This window comes from Streptomyces sp. NPDC057616 (assembly GCF_042800575.1).
Classification (GTDB): Bacteria; Actinomycetota; Actinomycetes; order Streptomycetales; family Streptomycetaceae; genus Streptomyces.
This window is the reverse complement of sequence record NZ_JBHVGU010000091.1, coordinates 1-2,585: the sequence shown is the minus strand read 5'-3', so window position 1 is coordinate 2,585 and position 2,585 is coordinate 1. Positions and strand designations below refer to the sequence as shown.

Genomic DNA, 2,585 nt, shown 5'->3' with positions numbered 1-2,585 from the left:
GCACCGGCCGCCGCGGGTGCCGTGGGGCGGGCCTGCGGCGGGTCCGCGGTGCGCCCTTCGGGTGCTGCGGGCGGGCGGGTGCGGGGCGGCCGGCGGCGGGGTGCGGTGGCGGGGGTGTCCCCTGACCACTACAAACCGTCTTTGCGGTTTGTTAGGGTGGGTGGGCGAGGTGATGATCGGTTCCCTCCGCCCCGCCGGGTGGCCGGGCGGGCCTGTTCGGCGGGGGACGTAGGGCAGGCCGCCGCGAGTGACGGAGTGCGTGATGGTGAAACAGGAGCGGGCGGCGCGGACGAAGGAGAACCTGATCAGGTCCGCGGCCGAGGTCTTCGAGCGGGAGGGGTACGCGGTGGCCTCGCTCACCGCGATCAGTTCGCAGGCCGGGGTGAGCAACGGCGCGCTGCACTTCCACTTCGCCAGCAAGGAGGCGCTGGCGCGGGAGGTGGAGCAGGCCGCGGCGGACGTGGTGCACAAGCTGGCCGAGGCCAGCCGTGCCGCGGCCGGCGGGCTGCTGCACTCGCTGGTGGACGCCACCGCCCGGCTGCTCGCCGCGGTGGCGGAGGATCCGCTGGTCAGGGCCGGTTTCCGGCTGGGTCACGACCCCTCGCGCAAGGGCGGGGACGGGGGGCTGTGGCGGTGGTGGTCCGCCTGGGTGCAGGACCTGCTCGTGCAGGCCCAGCGGGAGGGCGAGCTGGCGCGCGGGGTGGCCCCGGCGGACGTCGCCGCCGCGTTCGTCGCCGTCACGGCCGGCTTCGAGGTGCTCAGCAGCCTGGAGGGCGGCTGGCTCTCGCCGGAACGGGCCGGCCGGTTCTGGGCCTTCCTGCTGCCGCTGCTGGCCGCGCCGCACCCGCCCCCGTCCTCGCCGTCCTCGCCGGGCGCTTCCGGGTAGTCCGCGCCGCGGCGGTCCGCCCCCCGGCGGGGCGTCCGTCGCCGAGTAGTCCGACCCCGGCCGGCCGGTCGGCCCTTCCCGGGGTTGCCCGCCGCCGAGTGCCTACCCCCGAGGGAATCCGCCCCCCCGGCCGGTGGCCTGTTGGCCCGCCCGGTCCCGGGCGGCCCGCTCCGACTGGCCCGCTCCGGGCGGCCCGTTCCCGGGTGGCCCGCTCCGGGTGGTCCGTTCCCGGGTGGTTCCTCCGTCGCCGGGGAGTCCGGTCCCGAATGGTCCGCCCCTCCCCGGGTGGTTCGAACGGTCCGCCCCCCGGGCCGCCCGGTCCCGGGTGGGCCTGCCACGGGTGTCCGCCCGTCCCCGAATGGCCCGCTCCCGGGCTGCCCGCCGGCCGGGTCGCCCCCGCCCGGGGCCCGCCCGCCCCCCGGGCGGTCCGGTGCCACCGGGTGTCCGTGCCCGGAGGGGGGCGGGGTGTCCGGCCGTCCGGGCACGGGGGTCGGGTGCGGGTGGGGGTGGGGGTGCTGTGCGGGTGGGGTCGGGCCGGTGGCGTGGGTTTCGGGGGTGGGCAAAACCGCCTGACAGGTTTTCTTATGGTTCGGTCAAGTGTCCGCTTCTTTCCGGGCCTTTTGGCGATCCACGAGTGTTCTTTGTCCTGGAATGGCGGGATATTCTGGCCCGGCTCGCGTCCGTCTCGAGGCTGCGTCGAGGATAAACAGGGTGCCCGGTACGGCATTGACATACCGCCCGTGCTGTTTTTTACTCGGGGGTGGTAGAGGAACGCTGCAGACGGCAGCCCACAGGCGGGGGAGACGGCGTGGACATCGATGTTCTCGGCACACTCGCGATACGGGAGAGGGGCGTGTCCATCACGCCCACCGCGCCCAAGCCGCGCCAGGTGCTCGCCCTGCTGGCCCTGCACGCCGACCAGGTGGTCCCGGTGGCGGTGCTGGCCGAGGAGCTGTGGGGCAGCCGGCCGCCGCGCAGTGCGCGTCCCACCCTGCAGACCTACATCCTGCAGCTGCGTGAGCTGATCACCGTGGCCCTGCGGCCCGCCCCCGCGCCCGCCGGCGCCGGTGCTCCTGCCGGTGGCGGGGACGGCGGCGATGGCGGGCGCGGGGTGGGGGTGTCGGCGAAGGACGTGCTGCTGACGGTGCCGGGCGGGTATCTGCTCAAGGGCGGCGAGGGCACCAGTGACGTGCGGGAGTTCGAGCGGCTGGCCGGGTCGGGGTATCGGGCCATGGACGCCGAGGACTATCCGCAGGCGGCCCGGCTGCTGCGGGAGGCGCTCGCGCTGTGGAGCGGCCCGGCGCTGGCCGATGTGCACACCGGCCCCCATCTGCAGACCGAGGCACGGCGGCTGGAGGAGAGCCGGCTGTGCGCGCTGGATCAGCGGGTGGAGGCGGATCTGCGGCTGGGCCGGCACCGGGAGCTGCTGGCGGAGCTGACCGTGCTGGTCGACCAGTACCCCACGCACGAGAGCCTGTGCGGGCAGTTCATGCTGGCGCTGTACCGCTCCGGGCGGCGCGGCGAGGCGCTGGACGCCTACCAGCGGATGCGCGCCACGCTGGTGCGCACCATGGGCCTGGAGCCGTCCGCCGCGCTGGGCAAGCTGCAGCGTTCCATCCTGATGTCCGGCCCCGGGCTGCTGCCCGCCGCGCGCAGCAGCGCCGGCGCCGCCCCGGCCCCGGTGGGCTGACCGCGGCCC

General features: G+C 75.8%; 2 protein-coding genes. Both read left to right on the top strand.

The features are described 5' to 3' along the window. Window positions 1–262 precede the first annotated feature (262 nt). Complete coding sequence (locus ACFU97_RS46025; protein ID WP_384269276.1) at window positions 263–886, top strand: ScbR family autoregulator-binding transcription factor; 624 nt, start codon at window positions 263–265, stop codon at window positions 884–886. A gap of 808 nt (window positions 887–1,694) precedes the next feature. Then, a complete protein-coding gene (locus ACFU97_RS46020; RefSeq protein ID WP_384269274.1) occupies window positions 1,695–2,576 on the top strand; it encodes a BTAD domain-containing putative transcriptional regulator in 882 nt (293 codons plus the stop codon). Window positions 2,577–2,585: the final 9 nt, after the last annotated feature.

Excerpts from the sequence above, each read along its gene's own strand:
- ACFU97_RS46025 (WP_384269276.1), top strand. The coding sequence starts at position 263 with ATGGTGAAACAGGAGCGGGCGGCGCGGACGAAGGAGAACCTGATCAGG.